General features: G+C 71.9%; 20 protein-coding genes. 11 read left to right on the top strand and 9 right to left on the bottom strand.

Going from position 1 to position 23,895, the window contains the following annotated elements; translation table 11 throughout:
• Nucleotide 1: 1 nt before the first annotated feature.
• The 5 genes from ACG83_RS19830 to ACG83_RS19810 form a co-directional block, all read right to left on the bottom strand.
• Nucleotides 2-733, bottom strand: a complete 732-nt coding sequence (locus ACG83_RS19830; RefSeq protein ID WP_161934776.1) for a TetR/AcrR family transcriptional regulator — start codon at nucleotides 731-733, stop codon at nucleotides 2-4.
• A 73-nt stretch (nucleotides 734-806) separates the two neighbouring features.
• Nucleotides 807-1,805, bottom strand: a complete 999-nt coding sequence (locus ACG83_RS19825; protein ID WP_054567691.1) for a dipeptide/oligopeptide/nickel ABC transporter ATP-binding protein — start codon at nucleotides 1,803-1,805, stop codon at nucleotides 807-809.
• Between the two features lie 257 nt (nucleotides 1,806-2,062).
• On the bottom strand, nucleotides 2,063-2,830 hold the full coding sequence (locus ACG83_RS19820) for an SDR family NAD(P)-dependent oxidoreductase (RefSeq protein WP_054567690.1): 768 nt from the start codon (nucleotides 2,828-2,830) through the stop codon (nucleotides 2,063-2,065).
• A 6-nt stretch (nucleotides 2,831-2,836) separates the two neighbouring features.
• On the bottom strand, nucleotides 2,837-3,868 hold the full coding sequence (locus ACG83_RS19815) for a phosphotransferase family protein (RefSeq protein WP_054567689.1): 1,032 nt from the start codon (nucleotides 3,866-3,868) through the stop codon (nucleotides 2,837-2,839).
• A complete protein-coding gene (locus ACG83_RS19810; RefSeq protein ID WP_054567688.1) occupies nucleotides 3,865-5,136 on the bottom strand; it encodes an acyl-CoA dehydrogenase family protein in 1,272 nt (423 codons plus the stop codon). Before ACG83_RS19810 ends, ACG83_RS19815 begins: the two co-directional genes overlap by 4 nt.
• A gap of 801 nt (nucleotides 5,137-5,937) precedes the next feature.
• On the opposite strand from ACG83_RS19810, the gene ACG83_RS19805 reads away from it, so the two are divergent.
• The 3 genes from ACG83_RS19805 (at nucleotide 5,938) to ACG83_RS19795 (ending at nucleotide 9,395) form a co-directional block, all read left to right on the top strand.
• Entirely contained in the window at nucleotides 5,938-7,074 is a 1,137-nt protein-coding gene (locus ACG83_RS19805; RefSeq protein WP_054567687.1) for an AMP-binding protein, read from the top strand.
• The gene (locus tag ACG83_RS19800; RefSeq protein WP_054567686.1) at nucleotides 7,074-8,489 is read left to right on the top strand and encodes an aldehyde dehydrogenase family protein; all 1,416 of its coding nucleotides are present in this window, start codon (nucleotides 7,074-7,076) and stop codon (nucleotides 8,487-8,489) included. The genes ACG83_RS19805 and ACG83_RS19800 overlap by 1 nt, the downstream gene beginning before the upstream one ends.
• A 324-nt stretch (nucleotides 8,490-8,813) precedes the next feature.
• The gene (locus ACG83_RS19795; protein WP_006538301.1) at nucleotides 8,814-9,395 is read left to right on the top strand and encodes a TetR/AcrR family transcriptional regulator; all 582 of its coding nucleotides are present in this window, start codon (nucleotides 8,814-8,816) and stop codon (nucleotides 9,393-9,395) included.
• Between the two features lie 185 nt (nucleotides 9,396-9,580).
• On the opposite strand, the gene ACG83_RS19790 is transcribed toward ACG83_RS19795, so the two are convergent.
• Nucleotides 9,581-10,795 carry a CaiB/BaiF CoA-transferase family protein gene (locus ACG83_RS19790; protein ID WP_054567685.1) on the bottom strand — a complete coding sequence of 405 codons (1,215 nt, stop codon included), beginning with the start codon at nucleotides 10,793-10,795 and terminating at the stop codon, nucleotides 9,581-9,583.
• Nucleotides 10,796-11,039: 244 nt separating this feature from the next.
• Between ACG83_RS19790 and ACG83_RS19785 the strand changes: the two genes are divergently transcribed.
• The 8 genes from ACG83_RS19785 to ACG83_RS19750 all read left to right on the top strand — a co-directional run bounded on the left by ACG83_RS19785 (nucleotide 11,040) and on the right by ACG83_RS19750 (nucleotide 18,517).
• Entirely contained in the window at nucleotides 11,040-12,278 is a 1,239-nt protein-coding gene (locus tag ACG83_RS19785; RefSeq protein ID WP_054567684.1) for an acyl-CoA dehydrogenase family protein, read from the top strand.
• Nucleotides 12,275-13,555, top strand: coding sequence for an acyl-CoA dehydrogenase family protein (locus ACG83_RS19780; protein WP_054567683.1), 1,281 nt, complete (start codon nucleotides 12,275-12,277; stop codon nucleotides 13,553-13,555). The genes ACG83_RS19785 and ACG83_RS19780 overlap by 4 nt, the downstream gene beginning before the upstream one ends.
• A 152-nt stretch (nucleotides 13,556-13,707) precedes the next feature.
• Complete coding sequence (locus ACG83_RS19775; RefSeq protein WP_054567682.1) at nucleotides 13,708-14,934, top strand: cytochrome P450; 1,227 nt, start codon at nucleotides 13,708-13,710, stop codon at nucleotides 14,932-14,934.
• Between the two features lie 10 nt (nucleotides 14,935-14,944).
• On the top strand, nucleotides 14,945-15,361 hold the full coding sequence (locus ACG83_RS19770; RefSeq protein WP_054567681.1) for a nuclear transport factor 2 family protein: 417 nt from the start codon (nucleotides 14,945-14,947) through the stop codon (nucleotides 15,359-15,361).
• Nucleotides 15,361-15,762 carry a nuclear transport factor 2 family protein gene (locus ACG83_RS19765; protein ID WP_054567680.1) on the top strand — a complete coding sequence of 134 codons (402 nt, stop codon included), beginning with the start codon at nucleotides 15,361-15,363 and terminating at the stop codon, nucleotides 15,760-15,762. The genes ACG83_RS19770 and ACG83_RS19765 overlap by 1 nt, the downstream gene beginning before the upstream one ends.
• Nucleotides 15,763-15,878: 116 nt before the next feature.
• A complete protein-coding gene (locus ACG83_RS19760) occupies nucleotides 15,879-16,745 on the top strand; it encodes an LLM class flavin-dependent oxidoreductase (RefSeq protein WP_054567928.1) in 867 nt (288 codons plus the stop codon).
• Nucleotides 16,746-16,751: 6 nt separating this feature from the next.
• A complete protein-coding gene (locus ACG83_RS19755; RefSeq protein WP_054567679.1) occupies nucleotides 16,752-17,675 on the top strand; it encodes a MaoC/PaaZ C-terminal domain-containing protein in 924 nt (307 codons plus the stop codon).
• Nucleotides 17,648-18,517 (top strand): PaaI family thioesterase, encoded by an 870-nt coding sequence (locus ACG83_RS19750; protein WP_054567678.1) that lies wholly within the window; start codon nucleotides 17,648-17,650, stop codon nucleotides 18,515-18,517. The genes ACG83_RS19755 and ACG83_RS19750 overlap by 28 nt, the downstream gene beginning before the upstream one ends.
• Before the next feature lie 113 nt (nucleotides 18,518-18,630).
• On the opposite strand, the gene ACG83_RS19745 is transcribed toward ACG83_RS19750, so the two are convergent.
• The 3 genes from ACG83_RS19745 to ACG83_RS19735 all read right to left on the bottom strand — a co-directional run bounded on the left by ACG83_RS19745 (nucleotide 18,631) and on the right by ACG83_RS19735 (nucleotide 23,858).
• Nucleotides 18,631-19,365 carry an ABC transporter ATP-binding protein gene (locus ACG83_RS19745; RefSeq protein WP_054567677.1) on the bottom strand — a complete coding sequence of 245 codons (735 nt, stop codon included), beginning with the start codon at nucleotides 19,363-19,365 and terminating at the stop codon, nucleotides 18,631-18,633.
• Nucleotides 19,362-22,418, bottom strand: a complete 3,057-nt coding sequence (locus ACG83_RS19740; protein WP_054567676.1) for a branched-chain amino acid ABC transporter permease/ATP-binding protein — start codon at nucleotides 22,416-22,418, stop codon at nucleotides 19,362-19,364. Before ACG83_RS19740 ends, ACG83_RS19745 begins: the two co-directional genes overlap by 4 nt.
• Nucleotides 22,419-22,574: 156 nt before the next feature.
• Entirely contained in the window at nucleotides 22,575-23,858 is a 1,284-nt protein-coding gene (locus tag ACG83_RS19735; protein WP_054567675.1) for an ABC transporter substrate-binding protein, read from the bottom strand.
• Nucleotides 23,859-23,895 lie beyond the last annotated feature (37 nt).

Genomic DNA, 23,895 nt, shown 5'->3' with positions numbered 1-23,895 from the left:
GTCACCGCTCGCCCGACCGGTGACCTGGCCGGTCCGGCGGGTCGTGGCGGTCGCGGAGATACTGCAGGCCGGCCACGACGAAGTCCAGCTCCAGCTCGAAGGGCTGCGGGACGCCGTCGCGCAGGACCCGGCGCAGGTGCGGCACCTGCTCGGCGGGGAGCTCCGCGAGGGCGCGGCGGACCTCGGTGACCGTCGGATGTTCCCCGAAGTGCCTGGCGACCAGGATGTCCTTGGCGTTGGCGAAGACCATCCGGGTCACCAGGTTGAGGGCGATCATGGCGTCGCCCTCGTCGAAGCCGCCGTCGACGAGCCTGTCGACCAACGCCTCGGCCGGCATCAGGACGCCGGCCCCCGGCAGCCGGGTGATCAGCAGCGACAGCGAGGCCTCACGCAGCAGCACGCGCCGGACGCCCCGTGCGTAGACGCGGACGGCGTCACGCCAGTCGCCTGTGGGCAGGGCCAGGTGCTCGAGCTCGTTCGCCAGGGTCCGGGCGGTGATGAGCTCGAGGAGCTCCTCGCGGCCGGACACGTAGTAGCTGACGGCCTTGCGGTCCACTCCGAGCCGGTCCGCGACGGCCTGGATGGTCACGTTCGCGGGGGTGAGGGCGGCGGCCGCGTCCACGACCATCTGCCGGCTGATCCGTGCCGGTCGACCGGCACGGCGCCGGGAGCTCCCCTCCACGGCCGCCGGGATGACGTTCCGCGACCCGGAGCTGGTGCTGTCGGCCGTCACGATTCTCCCAGGCTGTTCGTTCGAGGGGGCGAGGCGCCCCGTGTGCTCGGTGGGCATGGCGGCCCGGGTGCCTCTAAGGCCTCCGGCGACGGCTGCGGCCGTCGGGCCGGCGACTCTGGGGAGGCCTCGTCCGCCGCGCGCCCGGCCGGTTCCCACCAGCGCCGCCGCCACTGGCTCGGCCGCCGCCGCTGGCACCGCTACCTGCGCTGCCGCTGCCGCTGTCAGCGTGCCGACGCCGCCGTCCCGTGGCCTGCTGGAACTGCTGCCAGCGCGCCGCCTGATGCGAGGCCGGCGCGAACTGGATCGGATCGGGCTCGGGCTCGGGCCACCGCCACTCGCATCCGAACCGGGGGGCGGGGATGTCACGGCCGCCCTCGCCGCGTTCGGTGATCCGCCCCTGCTCCAGGAAGGCGATGCGATGCGAGATGCGGCGCACCGCGGCGAGATCGGGGGAGAAGAAGACGTAGGCGGTCCCGGTGGACTCCTGGACCTTCATGAGCAGTTCGAGCAGGGCGTGCCCGGCGCGCGGGTCGAGGGCCGAGAGCGGGTCATCACAGATGATCAGCTCTGGCGAGAGCGTCAGAGCGCGGGCGATCGCGATGCGCTGGCGTTGGTCGCCGCTGAGCTGGCCGGGTAACCGCTGGCCGGCACCGGCCGGGAGGCCGACCTGGTTGAGCAGCTCCCGGACCCGCCGGGCCGCCGCGCCGGCCGGCACATGCTCGGCACGCAGCGGTTCGGTGAGCGCCGCCTCGACCGTGGCCGCGGGGTCGAGCGAGCCGTGCGCGTCCCGGAACACCGCCTGGATCTTCTCGTCGAGGCGGCGCCGCTGAGGGTGCGAGAGCGCCACGATGTCGCGGCCCTTGAAACGGATGGAGCCGGAGGCGACCGGGGCCTGCCCGAGCACCGCGCGGCCGAGGGTGGTCTTGCCAGCTCCGTGGCCGCCGACGATCCCGAGGCATTCGCCTGGCTGGACCGCGATCGAGACGCCCCGCAGCACTGCCGCCGGGCCGTCGCGATGGTCTTCGGCCGGGTACTCGACGACGAGGTTCTCGATATCGAGCAGTGCGCTCATCCTTCGGCCTTTCAAGGACGCGGGTCCGCGACTGTCGTGGTGGTCTGTCGGGCATGCTGGTGGCCGGTGCCACGGTGGTGCCCGGAGGCTTCGCCGGGATGTTGCCTATTTTTTCCCGTCCGGGAAAAAGTAGAGGACCGGTCGTCGAGGGTCAAGCCCGTCCAGAATCGACGATCGCCGCGGCTCGGTGCGGCCGCGGCGATCGTCGGATGCCCCTCCCCAAGGGGCGTCGTGCTCATCCCCAAGGGGCGTCGTGCTCAGTGACCGGACATGCCTCCGTCGACCGCGAGGGTCGTGCCGGTGATGTAGGAGGCGCCCGGCCCGGCCAGGAAGACCACGGCCGCGTCCAGCTCGCGCTGCTCGCCGAGACGGCCCAGCGGGGTCGTGTTCGTGATGAACGTCATCAGCTGGTCCCGGGGGATCTCGTCCGTCATCTCGCTGGCGAAGTAGCCGGGGGCGATGGCGTTGACCCGGATGCCGCGGCGGCCCGACCACTGCTGGGACAGGTCGCGGGTCAGCCCGATCAGCCCGGCCTTGCTCGCGGAGTAGGCCGCCTGCGGTGCGTACGACTTGACCAGGCCGAGAACACTCGCGATGTTGACGATGCTCGACCCCGGCGCCATGACGCGGGCGCAGGCCTGTGCCGCCCAGTAGGCGCCGTTGAGGTTGATGTCGAGCACCCGGCGGAACTCGTCGGGCTGCTCGCGCAGCGCCGGCACCGCGGTGCCGAAGCCGGCGTTGTTGATCAGGATGTCGACCCGGCCGAACTCCGCCATCGCGGCCTCGGCCAGCGCGGTGCACTGCTCCGGGCTGGACACGTCGGTGGTGACGGGGAGCGCCCGCCGGCCGGTCTCCCGCACCGATTTCGCCACCACCTCCAGCCGGTCGGCGCGGCGGGCGGCGAGCACGATGTCGGCGCCTGCCTCGGCCAGCGCGCGGGCGAACCCGGCGCCCAGGCCGGAGCTCGCGCCGGTGACGACGGCCACCCGGCCATCCAACCGGAACAGATCAAGGATTTCGCTCATCGCTCTCTATCGCCTCTCCAGATTGCCACTCAGGGCCCGCAGCCCGGCGGCGGCCAGCGGGGCCGTGGCCGCACCGGCGCCCTCGAACCCGTCACCCCGGGTCACCCCGGCCAGGAACCGTGCGTAGATGCCCTCGGCGATCACAGCCACCTTGAAGTAGCCCAGCGCAAGATAGAACGGGAAGTCGCTCAGATCGCGGCCGGTCGTCTCGGCGTACCGGCGCGCCGTCGCCTCGGTGCCCGGCAGCCGCGGGCTCGTCGACGCCGCCGACCCGGCCAGCACGTGGGCGAAGGCCGGATCCGAGTAGACGATGTGCACGCCCAGGTCGGCGAGCGGGTCGCCGAGTGTGGACATCTCCCAGTCGACGACCGCCCGGATGGTCCCGGGGTCCTCCGGTGCCAGGATCACGTTGTCGATGCGGAAGTCGCCGTGCACGATCGACGCGTCGCCCTCGGCCGGCTGGGCGGCGGCGAGCCCGGCGTGCAGGGCGTCGATGTCGGGCAGGTCCCGGGTGTGCACCCGCTGCCACTGGTCGTACCACCGCCGGATCTGGCGTCCCACATAGCCCTGCGGGCGGCCGAAGTCGCCGAGCCCGACCTTCTCCGGTGCGAGGGCGTGCAGCCGGGCGAGGACGTCCACCAGCGCGTGCGCGCAGCGGTCGATGTCGTCCTGCGCCAGCGCGTGCAGCTGCTCCTCGGTGCGGATGACCGGGCCGGCCACATGCTCGACCAGCGAGAACGGAGCACCGATCACCGTGCCGGAGTCGTGGGCGATCGCCCGCGCCACCGGCACCTCGCTGTCGGAGAGAGCCTCGACCACCCGGTGCTCGCGCAGCACATCGTGCGCCGACGGGGTGAGTCCGCCGAGTGGCGGACGGCGCAGCACCCACCGGCCCTGTCCGTCCGTCAGCAGGTAGGTCAGGTTCGACCGGCCGCCCGCGAGCAGGGTGGCGGTGAGCCCGCCTGCGAATCCGGGTACCCGCTCGACGAAGAACCGCTCGAGCGCAGGCAGGTCCAGGCCTTCGATCGGGGTGCTCACTGGGCCGGCGCCCCAGCCGGCGCCTCGGCCTGGGTGGCTGCCTTGCCCTGCGCGGCTGTCGTGGCCTGCGCGCCTGCCTCGGCCTGCGCGGTCGTGTGCCGCCGCAGCGTGCGCCGCGCGATCGCCCAGCGATGCGTCTCCGACGGGCCGTCGTAGATGCGGAAGGGGCGCACCTCCCGCAGGAACCGGCTCAGCGCGATGTCGCCGGAGACACCGAGCGCCCCGCAGATCTGCAGGGAACGGTCGACGACCCGCCACACCGCCTCGGCGCAGAAGGTCTTGGCGATCGCGGTGGACTGCCCGCCCGAGCGGCCCTGGTCGAGCTCCCAGCAGGCCTGCAGGATGAGGCCGCGGGACGCGGCGATGTCGATCTCGCTGTCGGCGATCGCCTGCTGGGTCATGCCGAGGTCGCCGAGTCGGGAGCCGAACAGCTCGCGCTCGGCGGCGCGGCGCACGGCGAGGTCCTGGGCGTGACGGGCGATACCGAGCCAGCGCATGCAGTGCGTCATCCGGGCCGGGCCGAGCCGGACCTGGGCGTACTGGAAGCCCTGGTCCACCGCGCCGAGAACGGCCTCGTCGGGCACCTCGCAGTTCTCGAAGACCATCTCGACGTGCCCGCCGAACAGGCTCTCGTCCAGCGTCTCGATGTGGCGCACGATCTTCATGCCCGGGTTGTCGGCGCCGACGAGGAACATGGTCGCGCCGCCGGCGTCCCCGGGCATGCCGGAGGTGCGGGCCATGCAGATCGCGAAGCCGGCGCCGTCGGCGCCGGTGATGAACCACTTGTGCCCCTGGATGCGCCAGCCGCCGTCGATCCGCTCCGCGCGGGTGGCCAGGGCCCGGGGGTCCGACCCGGCGCCGGGGGCGGGCTCGGTCATCGCGAAGCAGGAGCGGATCTCGCCGGTGGCCAGCGGGCGCAGGTAGCGCTCCTTCTGCTCCTCGGTGGCGACCGCCTCCAGCAGGTGCATGTTGCCCTCGTCGGGGGCGGCGATGTTCAGCGCCAACGGGCCGAGCAGCGAGTACCCGGCCTCCTCGAACACCGCGGCCCGGCCGCGCATGTCCAGTCCGTGGCCGCCGTACTCGGCGCTGACGTGCGGGGCGAACACGCCCGCGGCGCGGGCGGCGTCCTGCAGCTCGCGGCGCAGGGCCTCCGAGGGCACCACGGAACGGTTCCGCTCCTCGGCCGGGAGCACCACCTCGCGGACGAACTGGGCGGTGCGCCGGGCCAGGTCGGCGACGTGGGGCGGATGGGCGAGATCGACAGCCATCGGACCTCCAGGGTCTGGTCGGTGGGTATCCCGGCAGGCCTGTCTGGCAGCCGACCGTCGGTCGTCAGACAGGCCGTCGCCATCGCCACCGCGTTCATGGTCGGCGGGAAGCGTTGGCTAACAGCTATTAGCTGGATCGTAGCGGTGATCTTGTACCTGCTGCAAGACATGCGGACTGCGAGGTGGGATGACCATTGCGGCCCAGACGGATCAGGCTATTGGGTGTTAGCGGGAGGCTGCGCGGCCCCGCTCGGCCTGGCCAGCTCAACCCAACTCGACCCGGCCCAGCCCAGCCAGCCAGCCCAGCCCAGCCCAGCCAGCCCAGCTCAGCCCAGCTCGGCTCGGCTCGGCTCGGCCAAGCTTTCACCAGCTCGGCCCGGGGTCGGCCCGCTCGCGTGGGCCTGGGTGGCCAGGGCGTGCCCCCTGCCCTTGTCTCTGCCGCCGAGCGGGCCTGGCGCCGAGTCGCCTGGCATGGCACGGTCGAGCGCGCTCGATGCCTGCCGACCCGGCCGTCACGCCAAAAGATGCGCGGGTCCGGTCGCGGCTTGTTACGCTGGGGAATCTCGCATTCTCGCCCCGGCCGATTCCTTCCGTGAATGCGGCCCGGTGATTCGCCCGGATTGCGGTGATGTGGCAGCCGGCGACGGGGGGTGTGTCCGCGGCCGTTGTCAAGGTTCCCGGGGTGCGAACGGCTTCATGTGATCGGTCTATTGGATTTCCGGCGCCGGGGTGGCGGGGATTTCGAACACGGAGAGGATTGGTCGTGCCGAGGTTCACGACCGCATGCAGCGGAGGCCACAAATGTTTCCCGCCATTCTCGACCTCACCTCGACACAATTAGCGGCCGCCGAACCCGACGAATACATCCGGGCCCTGATGCGGTGGCATTTCGGAGAGGAGACCGGCAGCCCCTTCTGGCTGCGCCGGGCCCGGTCGCTGGACTTCGACCCGATCGCCGATGTCCGCACCTACGCGGACCTGTCCCTCTTCCCGAACGTCGTCGACGAGTTCCGCGAGGTCGCGGTGGAGGACCTGGTCCCGCGCGGCCTGCGCGGTGAGGACCGGGCCGTCGCCGGCGTCTTCGAGAGCGGCGGGACGACCGGGGCTCCGAAGAGGTTCGTGATGTTCGAGCGCTGGGCCGAGTTCGCGCTGGGCTGGGACGAGTTCCACTACTCCGGCCTCGGAACGGCGAACCTGCTGGCGGTCGCGCCGAGCGGGCCGCACATGTTCGGGGACTTCGCGCAGCGCCGGGCCCGCCGCCAGAACGGCCTGAAGTTCACCGTCGACCTCGACCCCCGCTGGATCAAGCAGCTCATCGCCCGGGGCGCCATGGACGAGGTCGAGCGCTACACCGAGCACCTCGTCGACCAGGCGGCGCACATCATGACGACCCAGTCCGTCGGCATTCTCGTCACGACCCCGCCGCTGCTCGAACGGATCGCCCGCCGCGAGGAACTGGTCGAGCGGATCCGCAAGGACGTCCGGTTCATCTGCTGGAGCGGCGCGCACATGGACGCCGACTCGCGGGACATCTTCCGCCGGGAGATCTTCCCCGGCATCCCGCTCAAGGGCCTGTACGGGAGCACCACCGTCCTCGGAATGTCGCGTGAGCGCCCGTGGCAGGACGCGGATGACCCGGACGGTCCGGTTGGCCCGGACCTCGCGGCGGAGCTGGACGCCCCGGCCGTGTTCGACCCGCCGAGCCCCTACATCACCTTCCAGGTGGTGGATCCCGAGACCCGTGCCGAGGTCGCCGTCGGCGAACGCGGCCAGGTCGTGATGAACCACCTCACCAGGTACGCGCTCATCCCCAACAACCTCGAGCGTGACCTGGCGCGGCGGGTCGAGCCGCTGCCGGGCACGCTCGGCTGCGCCGTGTCCGATGTGGCCCCCGTGTCGACCTTCGGCAGCCAGACCGTCATCGAGGGGGTCTACTGATGGGAGCCGTACCCGCCGGCGAGCCGGTGTACATCGACGCGCTCGGCCCCACCGGCCCGGAGCCCTTCCGCTCCCGGGAACGCCGGCCTCTGACCACCCTGGCCGGCGAGCCCGTCGGCGAGATCAGCCAGGTACCGGCGTTGTACGTGCGCCGGGCGATCAGTGCCATGCGCGCCGCCCCGACCACACCGGCCGCCCAGCGGTTCGCCGCGCTGGACAAGGCCGCCGACCTGTTCGAGGGCGCCGCGGTGGCGGGGCTCCATCCCGACGACTACGCCCACCTCGTGTCGCGGGCGTCGGGCGTACCGCTCGGTGTGGTCCGCGCGTCCATCGCCTGGGTCGCGGACGTCCTGCGGACCCAGCGCCGCACGGTGGAGCTGGCGATGCCACGGGGAGTGGTCGCCGACTGGCGGGACCCGGCCACCACGGCGGGCGCGGCGGTCTGGACGCGCCGTGGGGAGGTCTTCGCGGTCCATGCCGCCGGCAACACCCCGGCGGTGCACGGGCTGTGGCCCGAGGCGCTCGCGCTCGGCTACAAGGTGGCGCTGCGGCCGTCGACCCGCGAGCCGTTCACCGCGTTCCGGCTGGTGAGCGCGCTGCGCGACGCCGGGATCCCGCCGGCGACGCTGACCCTGCTGCCCACCGACCACGCCGTCGCGGACGTCATCATCGCGGAGGCCGACCAGGCGATCGTCTACGGCGGGCAGGACGTCGTCGCGAAGTACGAGGCGAACCCGCGCGTCCTCACCCAGGGCCCGGGCCGCTCGAAGATCCTCGTCACCGCCGACGTCGACTGGCGTGAGAAGATCGACATCATCGCCGGTTCCGTCAGTCATCTCGGCGGCACCGCGTGCACCTGCGCCACCGCCGTCCTCGTCGAGGGCGACCCGGAGCCGCTCGCACGGGCGCTCGCCGACCGGCTGAGCCTGATCCCCAGCCTGCCACCGGAGCACCCCGACGCGACCCTGACCGTGCAGCCGACCGACGTGTCCGCCGGGATCGACCGCTACCTGCACACCGTCGCCGGGGACGCCCGGGCGCTGCTCGGCGGCGACACGATCGTGGATGAGCTTCCGTCCGGTGGCTCGGTCCTGCGACCGGCGGTGCACCTCGTCGCCTCGAGCACGGCTCCGCAGCTGGGAGTCGAGCTGCCGTTTCCGTGCGTCTGGGTCGGGCCCTGGCACGAGCGGGACGGCATCGCCCCGCTGCGCGACTCCCTCGTCCTCACCGCGATGACGACGCGGGAGACGCTCATCGAAGCGCTGCTGAACGAGCCCTCGATCACGAACCTCTACCTCGGCGACAATCCCACGACGTGGCTGCGCCCGGGAATCCCCCACGACGGCTACCTCGGGGAGTTCCTCATGCGCACCAAGGCGATGATCCGCTCCGTGCCGGCGGCCGGCAGCCCCTGAGTGAGGCGGGCCGGTGGGTTCCGGCGGCCGCGGGACTCCGCGACCTCGCCCCCCACCGGCTCGCTCCGCCGTACCCACCGGGCCCGCTGCTTCGGCCCGCCCTGTCCGGCCCGCCCTGTCCGGCGCATCCCGTCCGGCGCACCTACACCTCAACCGGCCCGCCTCGCCGGGACGCATCCGTCGCCGAGCCACCGCATCGGCCATCCCGCTAACGACTGTTAGTCCCGCCAGCGGACACTTCCATCCTGGCCGCAGGGAACTCGCGTATCATCCGGCTGAGTCGCAGTCGAGATCGGCTATCAGTTGTTAGCTAGCGGGGGAGATGTGGTCCGGGCCAGTTCGCCGCGTTCCGCGGAGATCCGCGCCGCCGCCCTCGACCTGTTCACCCGCCTCGGCTACGAGGCGACCACGATGGCCGACCTCGGCGCCGCCGTGGGCATGCGCGGGCCCAGCCTCTACAAGCACGTGGCGTCCAAGCAGGACGTGCTGGTGGAGATCATGACAGGAACCATGGAGGCGCTGCTCGCGGCGCACCGGTCCGCGGTGGCCAGCACCGACGACCCGGTGGAGCGGCTGCGGCGGGCGACCGAGGCCCACGTGCGCTACCACGCCCGGCACCGCCAGGAGGCGTTCGTCGGCAACCGCGAGCTGCGCAGCCTCGTCCAGCCGCACCGCGACCGGGTGCTGGGCCTGCGCGCCGAGTACGAGCGGTGCTTCCGGGAGCTGATCGAGGCGGGGGCGCAGGCCGGGCACTTCACGGTCGGCTCCGCGTCGCTGGCCTCGTTCGCCATCCTCGACCTGGGGATGGGCCTCGCCGCCTGGTACCGCGAGGACGGTGAGCTGACGGAGGACGCCGTCGTCTGGCAGTACAGCCAGTTCGCCCTGCGCATCGTGGGCCTGCGGTAGCCCACTCATGCCAATAGGTGCAAATGGGGCATGGGGTCGCATCGTGATCCGCAAGAATTGAGGATTGCGGTCGTTGAAGACAAGCAGCCGAAATCCTCAATTCTTGCGCGAAAGCAGCGGCGGTGACGGAAGCCCGAAGCCCGGGATTCCGCGGTTGTCGCCGCCTCCCGAGATTGCGCCGGTGGCTACGCGACGACGCCCTTGATCTTCAGGTTGAGGATCTCGTCCCAGTCGAGGCCGAGGCTCTGCAGGATCTCGTCGCCGTGCTCGTTCAGGTCGGGGGCGCGGCCGGCGGGCGCGGGCTGCTCGTCGTACTGCACCGGGGCCGCCACCAGCCGGAACGGCGTGCCGGCCGAGGTCTGGACGTCCTGCAGGTAGCCGTTGTCGGTCGCCTGCGGGTCCGTCGTGATCTCCAGCGTGGTCTGGGAGACCGCCCACTGGCCGCTGAAGTCGCGCAGCGTCTCGCGCCACTGCTCCAGCGTCCGCTGGGCGAACACCTCGGCGAGGATGTCGAAGGCCGCGTCGGTGTTCGCGCTGATCGCCGCGTGGTCGACGAAACGGGGGTCGGTGACCAGGTCGGGGCGGCCCACCAGCGTGCAGAGCTCCGGCCAGTAGCGGGCGGCCTGCAGGCAGGAGAAGACCAGGAACCGGTCGTCGCCGGTCCGGTAGGTCCCGACCAGCGGGTTGCCGGATCGGCCGGTCGGCGGCTGCCCGAGGGGGCGCTGGAGCTGGTCGGCGAGTGCGATGCCCTGCCCCATCGACCACATGCCCGCCCCCAGCAGGGAGACGTCGACGATCGTCGCCTCTCCGGTGCGCTCCCGGTGGAACAGGGCGCCCATGAGGCCGCCGGCGATGGTCATCGCGCCGATCGAGTCACCGAAGCCGGGGGCGGGTGGGAAGCGGATCTGCTCGTCGCCCGCGTTCATCAGGGCGGCGGCGATGCCGGCGCGGGCCCAGAAGGCCAGGAAGTCGTACGAACCGCGGTCGGCGTCCGCGCCGCGCTCGCCCTGGCCCGTCCCGCGGGCGTAGATGATGTTCGGGTTGTGGGCGCGGATGTGCTCCACGTCGATCTTCAGCTTCGCCCGTACCCTGGGTAGCTTGTTGGTCAGGAAGATGTCGCAGGTCGCGGCGAGGCGGTAGAGGATGTCGAGCCCATCGTCGCTGGTCAGGTCCAGTGCGAGGCTCTTCTTGTGCCGGTTGGAGTGCTCGAGCAGCACGTGGACCGAGCCGGAGACGGGGCTGGTGCCGGTCGAGGCCAGGCCGCGCATCGCGTCGCCGCGCTCGACGTGCTCGATCTTGATGACCTCGGCGCCCCAGTCGGCCAGCAGCGCCGACGCCGCGGGGACGAAGGTGTGCTCCGCCACCTCGAGGACACGAACACCTTTCATCACTGCGGTCATTTCGGTGCTTCCTCCGACGGTGGACGCTCTGTGCCGGCGAAGTGTCCTGTGCCGACGATGTGGTCTATGCTCACGATGTCCATGTTGACGTCGACATCGATTTTTAGACCCTAGCCGGACGGTGGCGCGGCTGGCAAGATCCGACGATTCTGGACGATGTTCGCCGCTGCTGCCAGGGGGCGACCCCGCGGCCGCGTACCCGGCAGGCTCGCCGTCGCCGAGATGACCCACCCGGAGGGCATGGATGGAAGTGGGACTCAGTGCTGACCAGGAGCTTCTGGTCAGCACGACCCGGAAGTACCTGCGGGCCAGCGTGCCCCCCGAGGTGCTGCGCGAGCTGCGCGACAGCCCCGTCGGCTACCAGCCGGACTTCTGGCGGACCGGCGCCGAGCTGGGCTGGACGTCGCTGCTCGTCGCCGAGGAGCGCGGCGGCGGCAGCGTCAGCGGCGCGGGGCTGCGTGATCTCGCCCTGGTCGCCTACGAGTTCGGCCGCCACGCCGCCCCCGGCCCGCTGCTGACGTCCAACGTTGTCGCGGCGGCCCTGTCGGGCGCGTTGTCGGCGGCCGGCGGCGAGGCGGGCGACGATGTGGCCGGTGGTGTGCTCGAGCGGATCTGTGCGGGGGAGGCGGTCGCGGCCTGGTGCTTCGGCGAGCCGGTGCCGCACGACGGGCTGGGCCAGGTCACCGCGACGGCCCTCGCCGCCGGCTCCGACCTGGTGCTCTCCGGGGTGAAGGCGCCGGTGGAGCACGGCGCCCAGGCGGACTACTTCCTGGTCACGGCACGCGGGGCCGACGGCGGCCTGGCGCAGCTGCTCGTGCCCGCCGACGCGCCCGGTGTGACGGTGACACCGCTGCGCACGCTCGACCTGACCCGCCGGTTCGCGCGGGTGGAGTTCTCCGACGTCCGGCTGCCCGCGGCGGCACTCGTCGGTGACCTGGGCGGGGCGGCCGCGGCCGTCGAGCGGCAGCTGTCGATCGCGCTGGTCATCCAGACCGCCGAGATGGTCGGGGCGATGGACCGGGCGTTCGAGCTGACGGTCGCCTGGGCGGCGGACCGCTACTCGTTCGGCCGGCCACTGGCCTCCTACCAGGCGCTGAAGCACCGCTTCGCCGACCTGAAGATGTGGCTGGAAGCCAGCCACGCCCTCGCCGACGCCGCGGCCGTCGCCGTGCAGGACGACGACGAGCGGGCGGCGGAGCTGGCCAGCGTGGCGAAGGCGTACATCGGGCACTACGGCCCCGAGCTCTGCCAGGACTGCGTCCAGCTGCATGGTGGTATCGGTGTGACCTTCGAGCACGACCTGCACCTCTACCTGCGGCGCACCGTCGTCGGCAGCGCGCTGCTGGGCACGCCGCGCGAACATCGGCTACGGATCGCCGGCATCCTCGAAGGACGGGGCGGCGACGCCGGCGCCGGCAAGACAGGCGCGGGAGAGTCAGGCACGGGTGAGGCCGGCGACGGCGCGCGGGAGGCGGCGGCGTGAGCAGCGACGAGATCGAGTCGGTCGAGGACTTCCGCCTGCGGGCACGCACCTGGCTGCGGGAGCACATGCCGCGCCTCGAAGTGGGCGGCGGCCGGCGGCTCGTTGTGCGGCCCGACGAGGAGGAGCTCGCCGAGGTCGCCGAGGACCGCCGCCTGCAGCGGCTGCTCTTCGACGGCGGTTTCGCCGGGCTGTGCTTCCCGAAGGAGTACGGCGGCCAGGGCCTCACCCCCGCACATGCCGAGGCGTTCAACGCCGAGCTCGTGGGCTACCGGTATCCATCGCGGCTGCAGGTGCCGACCATGACGCCGTGCGCGGCGGTGATCGCGGAGTTCGGGACCGAGGAGCAGAAGCGCCGGCACCTGCCCGCGATCCTGCGCGGCGAGGAGCTGTGGATGCAGTTCCTGTCCGAGCCCGGGGCGGGGTCGGACGTCGCCGGGGCGAAGACGAGTGCCGTGCGCGAGGGCGACGAGTGGGTGCTCAACGGCTCCAAGATCTGGACGACGGGCGCCTGGTGGTCGGACTGGGGGCTGTGCCTGGCGCGCACGAACTGGGATGTGCCCAAGCACCGTGGGCTCACCGTGTTCATGCTGCCGATCCACCAGGAGGGCGTCGAGGTCTCCCGGATCGAGATGCTCGACGGCAACAAGGAGTTCTGCCAGGAGTTCCTGACCGACGTCCGGGTGCCTGACAGTGCCCGGATCGGTGCCGTCGACGACGGCTGGACGGTGGCGACCCGCTGGCTGTTCTACGAGCGGTCGTTCAGCTCGTCCCCGTTCGCGTTGCGGCCCGCCGGTGACGTGGAGACGTTCGGCGACCCGGGCACCGGCCTGCTGCAGATCGCCGAGCGGGTCGGGCGCCTGCACGACCCGGCGGCGCGCGAGCTGGTGGGGGAGGCGCACATGCTCCGGACGGCGATGCGTGAGCTCGACGGACGCCTGCACGCCCTCATCGCGACGGGCCGGTCCTCGGACCAGATCGCCGCGGTCGGCCGGCTCATGCACGGCGTCACGATGGGCCGGCTGGCGACGATCGGGTTCGAGCTGGCCGGCGCGAGCGCGGTGGCCGCCGGCGACGACGAGCAGGCCGGCGCGCTGGGGACGAGCTATCTGCTGCGCCAGATCGGCTCGATCGGCGGCGGGACCACGGAGATCGCCCGCAACGTGATCAGCGAGCGGGTGCTGGGGATGCCGCGGGAGCTGGCCCTGGACCGCAACGTGCCGTACCGGGAGGTGCGCACGGCGCCCTCCTCGGGAGGCGGGACGGCGTCCCGCTCCTGACTGCCGCTGGCCGCACCCGCCCGCACCCCTGTTGTTGAACTCGACATCGATGTTAATGTCCGAGGTGAGGCGCAGCCGGGAGCGGGCGGGCCGGGAGTCGAGGGGTGCTGCCGTGGTCAGCTGGCCCGGTAGAGGATTGCGAAGGGACCAGCATGGACATCGCGGCCGCGGCCAGTGTCTTCACCGATCCACGGGCGTACGCGGATGACGCGCGGTTCCACGCGGCCGCCGCGCTGCTGCGGCGGGAGTCGCCGGTGCACCTCGTCGAGCACGAAAAGTTCCACCCGTTCTACGCGATCACCAAGCACGAGGACGTCATGTCCATCTCGCGGGCGTCCGACATCTGGCTGAACGCCCCCCGCCCGGCGCTCGGCCCCAAGTCGAAGGACGCCGACCGGGAGAACATCCCGATCCGCTCCCTGGTCCAGATGGACGACCCGGACCACACCGTCTACCGCCACGTGAGCGCGGACTGGTTCAAGCCGGCCGGTGTTCGCCGGCTGCGCGACCGCATCGCGGCGCTGGCGAAGCGGTATGTCGACCACATGGCCGACCTGGGCGGTGAATGCGACTTCTTCGTCGACGTCACCTCGCACTATCCGCTTTATGTGATCCTCTCGCTGCTCGGCCTGCCCGAGGAGGACTTCCCGCGGATGCTGAAGCTCACCCAGGAGCTTTTCGGCGCCGACGACGAGGAACTCGCCCGTGACGGCGACAAGCACGCCCAGATGGCCGCGCTGATCGATTTCTTCAACTACTTCCAGGCGCTGATCGCCGAACGCCGCAAGAACCCGACCGACGACCTCGGCTCGGTCATCGCGAACGCGATGATCCGTGACGTGCAGATCGGTGAGCTGGAAGCCGCCGGCTACTACACCCTGATCGCGACGGCGGGGCACGACACCACCAGCGCGGCGCTCGCCGGCGGGCTGCACGCCATGCTGGAGAACCCCGAGCAGTGGCAGCGCCTGGCCGCGGACCCGTCCCTGGTGCCGACCGCGGTCGACGAGGCCATCCGCTGGGTCTCGCCGGTCAAGCAGTTCATGCGCACCACCACCGAGGACACGGTGGTTCGTGGTGTGCCCATCGCCGCCGGCGAATCGGTGCTGCTCTCCTACCCCTCGGCCAACCGCGACGAGGACGTCTTCGACAACCCGAACACCTTCGACGTCGGCCGGTCCCCGAACCGCCACGTCGCCTTCGGTTTCGGCGCGCACTACTGCCTGGGCACCCACCTGGCCCGGCTGGAGGGCCAGGCGCTCTACGCCGAGCTGAGATCGCGAGTGCGCTCGATCGAGCTCGCCGGGACGCCGGAATACATGGAGGCGTTGTTCGTCGGCGGGCCGAAGCGCGTTCCCATCCGCTACGAGATGGCCTGACCGGACTGACATGAGCGAATTTCCCGGGAACATGGCCGCCTTTGTGGACCAGCTCGCGGTCCAGTCCGTACTGGCCCGCTACTGCCACCGCTGCGACGACGGCGACTTCGCCGGCCTCGTCGACCTGTTCACCCCGGACGGCGTCTTCACCTACGGCGACCGGACGGCGCACGGCCGCGCCGAGCTGCTCGCGTTCTTCCAGGGCACCCAGGGGCGGCCCGACCAGCGCGGCAAACACCTGACGTTCAACCTGGACGTCCGCCCGGACGGAGACACCGCCCGCAGCGTCTCGGACTACGTCTTCCTGCGCACCAGCGCGGACGGCCCGGTCCTCAGGCTCGCCGGGCGATACCACGACGAGCTGCGCCGGGTCGACGGCCAGTGGCGCATCGCCCGGCGAGACGTGATCAACCTGGAGGTGCCCTGATGCTTCCCTCTCCGGCGGACCAGGTGGCCATCGGCGACCTGCTGGCCCGGTACTGCCTGACCCTCGACCTCGACGACGTCGAGGGCTGGGTCGCGCTGTTCACCGGGGACGCCAGCTACCAGGTGTACGGGCGTTCCTTCGACGGCCACGCGGGGCTGCGCAAGATGATGGGCGCGGCACCGGGCGGGCTGCACCTCGGCGGCCCGCCCGTCATCGAGATGGACGGTGCCGACACCGCACGCACCCGGCGCAACCTGCTGTTCATCGACCGCACGGACGGAGTGTCGCGCAGCGCGGTGTACACCGACGAGCTCGTCCGCACGGCCGAGGGCTGGCGGATCAGGAACACCCGATGCCAGTTCATCACCGCGGACGGCCTCGCCGACCGGCCAGCCCGCTGAACCACGGGCCCGCGCGGCGGGTCATGGAGCACAGTGTGGAGCGGTGACAGGTCCTCGCCGAGTCCGTGGCCGCAGCCCGGCACCGGTCGGCGGCGGACGACGGAGAGGGGTTTCCTGTGCAGTTCCACCTGTACCTGCCGCAGATGCGGTTAAGTCCCGCCCAGCTGGTCGAGCGCGCCCGGGCGGCCGAGGCCGCCGGCTTCGACGGCATCGCCGGGATGGACCACATGGCGCCACCGCTCGCGGAGAACCAGCCGATGTTCTCCGCGTCCGTCACGAACACCTGGCTGGCGGCACACACGACCCGGATGACCGTCGGATCGCTGGTGCTGTGCGACGTCTTCCGCAACCCGGCGCTGCTCGCCCAGGAGTCCGTGTCACTCGACCACCTCTCGGGCGGGCGTTACGAGCTCGGCCTCGGGACGGGCTCGGTTCCCGGCGAGATCACCTCCTACGGCCTGGCGCTGCCCGAGGGCCGGCTGCGGGTGCGGCGGCTGCGCGAGACGCTGGAGATCCTGCGCGCGCTGTGGACCGGTGAACCGGTCGACTACGACGGGGAGTTCTTCCAGCTGCGCGGCGCCCGGCAGGCGCCGACGCCGCTGGGGAGCATCCCGATCCAGATCGGGGGCGCCGGCCCGAAGACGATGGAGCTGGTCGCCGCGCACGCGGACTGGTGGAACGTCCACATCGGGATCCTCGACAAGCTCGACGAGATGCGTCCACGCGCCGGGCGGGCCCGGGTGTCGATCCAGGAGCGCGTCGCGTTCGTCCCGTCGGAGGACCAGCGTGCGTCGGTGGCGGAGCTGGCACGGCGGCGCTTCGGCCGGACCGGCGTGGTCGTGGGCGACGCCGAACAGCTCGTCGAGCATTTCGGCACGCTCGCCGAACGCGGGATCGAGCGCTCCTACACCTGGTTCTGCGACTTCGCGCAGCCGGAGACACTCGCCGCGTTCGGCGAGTCCGTCATCGCGAAGCTGCGCTGACCGCCGGTGAACCTCGACGCGATCGGAACGGTCGCCGGCCCGGTGGAACGGAGCTGGTCCGCCAGGGACACCATGCTCTACGCGGTCGGGGTGGGCGCCGGGTACCCCGACCCCGGCGAGGAGCTCGCCTTCACCACCGAGAACTCCGCCGGCGTCGAACCGCGGGTGCTGCCGACCTTCGCGCTGCTGTTCACCGCGGAGGGCCCGCTGGACCTGGGCGTGGTCGGGCCGCACGACCCGGGAATGGTCGTGCACGGCGAACAGCGCATCGAGTGGTTCGGGCCGCTGCGACCGGACGGGCGGGTGCTGCTCACCGGGCGGATCGTCGACATCCTCGACAAGCGGTCCGGCGCCCTCGTGGTGACCGAGACGACGGCGAGTGATCCCGAGTCGGGCACCGCCGTCGTGCGCACCCGCACCGGGGTCTTCATCCGCGGCGCCGGCGGCTTCGGCACCCGGACGACCGCCGCCGTGCCGGCCGCACCGGCTGTGCCTGTCACGCCGGATGCGCCTGTCACGCCGGCTGTGCCGCCCGGGCGGGCGCCGGATCACTCGGTGACCTACCGGACCCTGCCCAACCAGGCCCTCCTCTACCGGCTCTCGGGTGACCGCAACCCGCTGCACTCCGATCCGGTGTTCGCGGCCGGCCGCGGCTACGACCGGCCCATCCTGCATGGCCTGTGCACCTACGGATTCACCTGCCGGGCTCTGCTGCACGCGCTCTGCGGCTCCGACCCGAGCCGGCTCCGCTCCATGTACGGCCGGTTCAGCCGGCCCGTCCTCCCCGGCCAGGCGCTCACGATCGACATCTGGGTCGACGGCCCCGATGCCGACGGCGGCCCGGCCACCTCGGCCACCTTCCGGACCAGCGCGGACGGAGTGCCCGTCCTGGAGCGCGGCCGGTGCACGTTCACCGCGGCCGGCGCATGACGGCGCCCGGGCTGACCGGAGCCGAGGCGACGGCGCCGCGCTCGTCGGCGCTGGCGGACCTCGGAATCCTGATCGAGGAGCAGGGCGCGGTCCTGAAGGCCACCATGCCCGCGGTGGCGAACCTGGCGGTGCCCGGCACGACCGCGATGCGGATCTGCGCGCTCTGCGCGCTGGCCGACACCCAGCTGGGCCTGCTTGCGGTGCGGGAGCTCGGCCCCCGCGTCCCGGTGACACTCGCTCTCGACGTCCACCTGTTCCAGCCGGTGCCGATCTCGCCGCCGGCGCGTGCCGAGGGTCCGGCTGGCGCGGCGGGTCCGGCGAGCATGGTGCACGCGACCGGACGGGTGGTGAAGACCGGGCGGGCCGTGCTCGTGACCGCCATCGAGTTCGCCGACGACACCGGCCGCCCCCTGGGCGTCGGGACGGCGCTGTTCATGGCGGCGCCGGACCCGATGCTGCTGATGCCACCAGGCATGCGCCCCCTCGACCTGTTCGCCACGGCGAGTGGGGAGCTGGCTGCGCCGTACGCGGAGCGGCTTGGCTGCCGGCGGGTCGGGGCGGGGGTGGCGTCCCTGCCGTTCACCGACGACGTCGTGAACGCCTCGGGGACGCTCAACGGCGGCATCCTGCCGCTCGCTGTCGAGGAGGCGGTGCTGTCAGCGGCACCCGGGTCGTACCTGACCTCGCTGAGCCTGCAGTACCTTCGCCCGGTGCGCCGCGGCCCGGCGGTGGCGCGGGCCGAGGTCCGCGGCGACGTCGGCACCGTCGAGGTGCACGACGCCGGCACCGGCGCGCTCGCGGTCGTCGCGACGGCACGGACGGCGCCCGCACCCTCTCGCTGACCTCCTCGGACGCGGCCGGCGCCTCCGCGCCGGCATCCGAGGAACGACCACGCGGGTAGCCGGCCGTCCCGGAAGTCAGGACCGGGACGGCCGGCGGCGCCGCGACCTTGGCGTCAGGACGCGGCGGTCGCCGCGACCTCCTCCTGATGAATGCCGAGGTAGGCGCCTTCCAGCAGCTCGGGGGAGGCGGCCAGTTCCTTGGCTGCTCCCCGCAGCACGATGCGGCCGCGGTTGAGCACGGCGGCGCTGTCGGCGACCTCGAGGGCCAGGTTGACGTGCTGCTCGACCAGGATCACCGCGCACTTGTGGTCGGCGGCGATGGCGCTGACGGTCTTGAACAGATCCTCGACGATCAGGGGCGCGAGGCCCATGCTGAGTTCGTCGATGAGCAGCACCTGGGGCTGCTGGACGAGGGCTCGCGCCATCACCAGCATCTGCTGCTCACCGCCGGAGAGGGCCCCCGCGGGCAGGTTCCACCGCTTCTCGAGCGCCGGGAAGGTCTCGAGAAGGCTCTTCGGTTTCGGGCCGTTGCGGCGGGCCGCGACCCGGATGTTCTCCTCGACGGTGAGGGTGGTGAACAGGGCGCGGTTGTCGGGGACGAGAACCACGCCGGCCGCGTTCGCGGCGGCCGGCCGGCCGTTGCGCAGCCGGGTCCCGTCAACGCTGATGGTGCCGGCCTGGGCCGGCAGCAGGCCGGCCAGGGTCAGCAGCAGCGTGGTCTTGCCGGCGCCGTTCGGTCCGAGCAGGGCCAGCACGCTGCCGGCGTCGACGGTGAGATCGACGTTGCGGAACGCGGTGGCGCTGCCGCGGCCGCCGCTGAGGTCGGTGCATTCCAGCCGGGTGCTCACTTCGTCACCGCCGAAGAGGTCGTCACGGTCGCGGGGGTGGTCGTGGCCGCGGCAGCTGCCGCGGACGCTGTCAGCGGCTCGGCGATCGCCGGTGCCGCCGGGTCCTCCGAGGCTGCCGGGTCGGCGGGTGCCGCCGCCTCCACTGGTGTCGCCGGTTCGGCCGCTGCCGCCGGGTCGGCCGCGGGTGCCGGGTCGGTCGGTGCCGTGTCCGTCGCCGCTGCCTCGTCCGCCAGGGCGTCGTGCACGGAGCCGAGGTAGGCGTCGGCGACGGCGCGGTTCGCGCGGATCGCCGCCGGGTCCCCCTCGGCGATGACCTTGCCGAAGTCGAGGACGTAGATGTAGTCGCACACGGACAGCACGAGCGAGACGTCGTGGTCCACGAGGATCACGCCGACTCCGGTGGCGCTGATGGAGCGGATGCGTTCGCCGAGCCAGACCGACTCGGTGGTGTCCAGGCCGGCGGCGGGTTCGTCCAGGAGCAGGGCCTTCGGCCCGGTGGCGCACGCCCGGGCGATCGAGACCAGCTGTCGTTCGCCCTGGCTGAGCTCGCCGGCGTGCCGGCCGGCCCGGTCGGCGAGTCCGACCAGGTCGAGCGCGGACGCCAGGGCGCGGTGGCGTTCGTCGCCGCTGGCGCCGAACAGGGCCGCGCTGACGTTCTCCTCGACGGTGAGGTCGTCGTACAGCTCGAGGGACTGGAACGTGCGGGCCAGGCCGCGGCGCACCCGGCTGTGCGTGGGCAGCCCCTCGATGTGGGTGCCGGCGAGCCGGACGGTGCCGTCGGCCCGGGTGAAACCGGTCGTCGCGTCGATCACGCTGGTCTTGCCCGCGCCGTTCGGCCCGATGAGGCCGACGATCTGGCCGGCGTCCACCCGCATCGAGACCTCGGACACCGCGGTCACACCGCCGTAGCGGACCGTCAGCCCGTCGATCTCGAGCACCGTTCCCGCCGGTGCCACCTGCGTGGTCGGCTTCGCCGGGTCGGCCTCCGCGGCCGCGTCGGGCTTGGCGAGCCCCGCCAGCACCACCGTCTCGGCGGAGGGCTCGGCCGTTTCGGCCGGTGTGCTCAGTGCGCCCGCTGCCGGCGCCGCGACCTGCTTCGCGGGGCTCTTGCCGGCGCGGCGGTGGCGTAGTCGGTCCAGTCGGTCGGCGAGGTCGTGACCACCGCTGGCGAATCCTTCGGGGTGGCCGATGAGGGCGACGAGCAGGAGGACGCCGGTGATGACGGGGAACCAGTCACCGAGGTGGACCCAGCGGTCCATCGCGATGAAGGTGATGCCGGTCGAGGCCATCACACCGGCGAGGATGCCGCCGTAGACCGAGGTGACGCCGGCGAGGTAGGCGGTGGAGAGCAGGGAGAGCCCACCGAGCGCGGTGAACGAGGCGAAGGTGACGGTGTTGAGTCGGTAGGCCAGCAGGCTGCCGCCGAGGCCGGCGATGAACGACGCGATCGCGAAGCTGGCGACCTTCACCGCGACGACGTTGATTCCGATGCCGGCGGCTGACTGCTCGTTGGCCCGGACGGCGAGCATGGCCGAGCCGAGTGCGCTGGTCCGGAGCTTGGCGACGCCGAAGGCCACCGCGACCAGCACGGCCAGGCACAGCAGGCCGAAGGGAAGGCGTGGGAAGGCGTGGCCGGTGCCGACGCTGAGGTCGAGGCCGAACAGCTTCGGCTGGGTGACCTGGGCGCCGTCGCTGTCGACGATGTCGGTGTTGCGGAACCACACGGCCTCGATCGTGTAGGCCAGCGCGAGGGTGACGATGCCGAGCGTCAGGCCTTTGAGCCGCAGGGCGGGCAGCCCGATCACCACACCGAGGACGGTGGCCGCGAGGGCGGCGAGCAGCGGCGCGAACGGGAACGGGACGTGCCAGCTCTGGGTCAGGCCGCTCAGCGTGAACGCGGCACTGCCGGCGAGCGCCAGCTGGGCGAGTGAGACCTGGCCGGCGTAGCCCGTCACGACGACGAGCGACAGGCCGATGATAGCGGCGATGAAGGTGCCGATGACCGCGGCCCGCCAGGTTCCGGTGGTGACCAGCAGGCCGAGCACACCGAGGGCGGTGCCGGACAGTGTCGGCAGCGTCAGGGACCGCGGCCGGGGCGCCCGGCCCAGCGGCTGGCGGAGCAGGCCGCCGCGGACCGTCAGGCCTCGTCCGGTGATCAGCAGGGCGACCAGGATGACCACCAGCGGGATGAGCTCCGACGAGCCGGTCTTCGGCAGCCAGGAGACGTCCTCGGAGACCAGGGACTGGGCTTCGGCCTGGAGCATGCCGATCACGATGCCGGCCGCGACCGTCGGGATGAGGTTCTTGAACCCGCCGACCACGGCGGCGGCCAGCGCCGGCACGACGAACAGCGTGTACGTGGTCGGGGACAGTGGGCTCAGCGGCGCGATGAGGATGCCGGCGGCACCGGCGGTCACCCCGCTGATCATCCAGTTGAACAGGGCGATCCGGTCCGGTGAGACGCCGCTGACGTAGGCGCCGGTCTGGGACTCCGCGACCGCCCTGGTGAGCAGGCCGAAGCGGGTGAAGCGGTAGACCGCGGTCAGCACCAGGGTCAGGACCACCACGGCGACGACCAGGTAGAAGCGGTCCGACAGGAGCTTCGCGTCGCCGAACTCCCATCGCTCCGCGGGGAAGATCGCGCTGACGCTGACGGGAGAGGTACCGAGCCGGATCGCCATCGTCGACTGGATGACGACCAGGACGCCGAGGGAGGCCACCGCCCGGGCGAGTGGGGGTGCCTCACGCAACGGCCGGAAGACCGCCAGGTACAGGATCGCACCCAGCAGGGCCCCGAGCAGCAGGGAGAGCGCGGCCGCCGGGGCCAGCGGCCAGGATCCGCCGATGTCGACCGACTCGGGCAGACCGGGTAACAGGACGAGGAGCTGCCCGTCCCGTAAGAAGGCGTAGGAGTAGGCGACGTAGAGCGCCACGGCTCCGGTCGCGAAGTTGATGACTCCCGAGCTCCGATAGGTGAGCACGAGGGCCAGGCCCAACGCCGCGTACACCCCGCCGTTTCCCAGGCCGAGAAGCAGCGAACCTATATGTTCCATCACGATCTCCCGGCATCTTCCGGATCAGTTCTGCGAGCCGTCAGGCTGGTACGGCCCCGCCCACGTGTCAAACGCCTGACGGAGCGGTCGAACCGGCCGTCGAGGATGCTCCTCGACGGCCGGTTCGTTTGCTGGATCATCTCATCGGTTCGAGATCTAGGAGTTTCCTCGCACCGTGTACGCCGTCGGCTCACCCTTGCCGTCGAGCTCGGTCGTCAGCCCACCCTGCACGCAGGCGGCCGGGGTTTCCGGGTAGGCCTTGCCGTCGCAGTGGAACTTCAGCCCCCCGGCGCCCGGCAGCTCCTTCTCCGGCATCGCCTTGATGGCCGCGGTGACCGTCGCCGGGGTGATCTCACCGGTGATGTCCTCGAGGGACGCCGCAAGGCCGGCGAACGTCACGAACATGCCCCGGCCCGCGGACGAGTCGGGCTCGATGTCCTTCCCGTAGGTCTCGACCACCGAGTTGTAGAGAAGGCTGGACGGATCGTCTCCGCCGACCGGGACGGAGGCACCGATGGTCATCCCCTCCAGCGCGTCTCCCGGCACCGCCTTGCGGGTGGCGTCGGTGATGCACTGCGAGATGGCGCTGACCTTGCCGTCGTACCCGACGGACCGCAGACCGTTGATCGCGCTGATGCAGAACGAGTCGTTGCCGATGATGAACACCAGCCCGGACTTGTTGCTCACGACGCTCTGCATCTGCGGCGTCATGTCGGCGGTGCCCGGAGCGATGCGGATCAGCTGGTACTCGAGACCCGCCTTCTTCATCAGGCCGGGTGCGACCTCCTCCGCGCTGTGCAGCGCGGCCGGCACGTCGATGACCACCGTCGTGACCTTCTTGATGCCCTCGTCCTTCGCCAGGCTGATGGGCAGGTTCAGCACCGCGAAGTTCGGGTCGCCCACGGTGAAGCTGGTGGGGTCGGACAGGATCGACGGGCTGCCGGCGCCGAAGAACATCGTCGGGATGTCCGCGTCGGACAACGGCTTCCAGACAGCCTCGGCGACGGCGGACTCGCCGACCGCGACCGCGACGACGTTCTTCTCGACCAGCTGGTTGCCGCAGTCGGTGCCCTTGGCCGGGTCCGCCTGGGTCTCGCAGGTCACCACCTCGACGGGCCGGCCGCCGATGCCCCCGCGGTGCTCGTTCAGGTACTTGGCGGTGGCGTCCGCGACGGCGAACTGCACGGAGTTGTCGATTCCGGCGGACTTGCCGTCCGAGACGATGCCGATCTTGACGGGCTCGCCCGCGGCCTTGTCGACCGGGCCGAGCGCACCCGCGGCCGCGCTCGCGTCCGCCGGGCTGGGCGTGGCCTCATCGTCCGAGCCGCAGGCGGCGACAAACAGGAGCGCGGCTAAGGGCGCGGCTAAGCCCGCCCGCACCAACCGCCGCCGCGCCGGTCTCGGTGTCGGCCGGCCGCCGGGGGCCACCGTGTGCTGCATATACGTCTCCTCAAAGTCGTCGGAACCGCCGCACCAT

The organism is Frankia sp. R43 (assembly GCF_001306465.1).
Taxonomy (GTDB): domain Bacteria; phylum Actinomycetota; class Actinomycetes; order Frankiales; family Frankiaceae; genus Parafrankia; species Parafrankia irregularis.
Note: the sequence above shows the minus strand (reverse complement) of the source record. Positions and strands in the feature narration are given on the sequence as shown.

Excerpts from the sequence above, each read along its gene's own strand:
- ACG83_RS19785 (WP_054567684.1), top strand. The coding sequence starts at position 11,040 with ATGGAAGTGGGACTCAGTGCTGACCAGGAGCTTCTGGTCAGCACGACC.
- ACG83_RS19790 (WP_054567685.1), bottom strand. The coding sequence starts at position 10,795 with ATGACCGCAGTGATGAAAGGTGTTCGTGTCCTCGAGGTGGCGGAGCAC.
- ACG83_RS19820 (WP_054567690.1), bottom strand. The coding sequence starts at position 2,830 with ATGAGCGAAATCCTTGATCTGTTCCGGTTGGATGGCCGGGTGGCCGTC.
- ACG83_RS19770 (WP_054567681.1), top strand. The coding sequence starts at position 14,945 with ATGAGCGAATTTCCCGGGAACATGGCCGCCTTTGTGGACCAGCTCGCG.
- ACG83_RS19740 (WP_054567676.1), bottom strand. The coding sequence starts at position 22,418 with ATGGAACATATAGGTTCGCTGCTTCTCGGCCTGGGAAACGGCGGGGTG.
- ACG83_RS19810 (WP_054567688.1), bottom strand. The coding sequence starts at position 5,136 with ATGGCTGTCGATCTCGCCCATCCGCCCCACGTCGCCGACCTGGCCCGG.
- ACG83_RS19800 (WP_054567686.1), top strand. The coding sequence starts at position 7,074 with ATGGGAGCCGTACCCGCCGGCGAGCCGGTGTACATCGACGCGCTCGGC.
- ACG83_RS19775 (WP_054567682.1), top strand. The coding sequence starts at position 13,708 with ATGGACATCGCGGCCGCGGCCAGTGTCTTCACCGATCCACGGGCGTAC.
- ACG83_RS19765 (WP_054567680.1), top strand. The coding sequence starts at position 15,361 with ATGCTTCCCTCTCCGGCGGACCAGGTGGCCATCGGCGACCTGCTGGCC.
- ACG83_RS19805 (WP_054567687.1), top strand. The coding sequence starts at position 5,938 with ATGTTTCCCGCCATTCTCGACCTCACCTCGACACAATTAGCGGCCGCC.
- ACG83_RS19825 (WP_054567691.1), bottom strand. The coding sequence starts at position 1,805 with ATGAGCGCACTGCTCGATATCGAGAACCTCGTCGTCGAGTACCCGGCC.
- ACG83_RS19735 (WP_054567675.1), bottom strand. The coding sequence starts at position 23,858 with ATGCAGCACACGGTGGCCCCCGGCGGCCGGCCGACACCGAGACCGGCG.